This is a genomic window from Acidisphaera rubrifaciens HS-AP3 (genome assembly GCF_000964365.1).
Classification (GTDB): Bacteria; Pseudomonadota; Alphaproteobacteria; order Acetobacterales; family Acetobacteraceae; genus Acidisphaera; species Acidisphaera rubrifaciens.
Map to the genome: position 1 here is coordinate 1 of NZ_BANB01000699.1, position 1,064 is coordinate 1,064.

At 72.2% G+C, this 1,064-nt stretch carries 1 protein-coding gene; it reads right to left on the reverse strand.

What is annotated here, in order from left to right; genetic code table 11:
• Positions 1 to 819, reverse strand: an 819-nt coding sequence (locus B8460_RS16600) for a class I SAM-dependent methyltransferase (protein ID WP_048862728.1), incomplete at its 3' end; no start/stop codon positions are given.
• Between the last annotated feature and the right edge of the window lie 245 nt (positions 820 to 1,064).

The following is a 1,064-nucleotide window of genomic DNA, read 5'->3' on the forward strand; positions in this document are numbered from 1 at the left end:
GGTCGCCTGCTGGTCCTCGATGATGTAGCCGAGCGCCTGCAGCCGGTCGCGCGTGCGCCGCGCGACATGCAGCAGATCCTCCGCGAGCTTGGACTGATGGATCACCCGATCCTCGGCGCGGCCGAGATCGTGCGCGAGCGACCAGCGTTCGCCAAGGGCGGCGAAGACGCGGCGCGTCTCGGCCTGCGCGGCGGCGTCCGCGGTACATAGGCGCCGGACCGCCTCGGGCGCGTCGTCGCCCACCGCCAGCACGCCGAGGCCTTCGCCGTGGTGGAACTCGAAGCCCGGGAAGCGCTGCCGCGCCTCCTCCCAGAAGCGCCAGACGCCGAAGCGGCTGTGACGCGGCCGGGTGGCGTGGATCAGCACCACGCCGCGCGCCGACAGCTTCGGCAGCCAGCCCTCGAAATCGTGGCGGACGCCGTCCTCGGTGTGGTGGCCGTCGATGTGCAGGAGATCGACGCTGCCGTCGGCGAAGCGGGTGCGCGCCTCGTCGAAGGTCATGCGCAGCAGGGTGGAGAAGCCGGCGAAATGCGCGTCGTTGAAGCGCGCCAGCCCGTCATAGGCGATGTTGCCGCGCACGAGGTCGTCGGTCGCGCTGCCCCAGGTATCGACGCCATGACAGCGTGCCGGTCCCGCCGAGGCGACGACGCCGTCGCAGAATGCGGCATAGGAGGCGCCGTGCGCCACGCCGAGCTCGACGATCTCGCGCGGCAGCGTCTCGCTGACCAGCCAGTAGCCGAACGGGACATGGCCGTACCAGGCGCTCTCCACGCCGACACGACTGGGGCGGTAGCACAGCGCGCGCAGATAGGGGTCCATGCTGTCCTTTTGCCCGGCCGTTGCAGAGGTTCGGCCGGTGACGCGGGGATGGGATGGGGACGCGGCGGCTTGCGCTCGCGCGGGGATTGCCGTTTGTCGGCCCCGGTTCTGCCAGAACGGGACGGGATGACAAGATGGGCCGACGCCGTGCGGGCCGGGTGACGAGCTGGGCCGGCCTGATGCTGGTGTGCGCCGCCGTCGCGGGGACGGCGCGCGCCGCTCCGGCCGGACCGTCGCCCACGCTC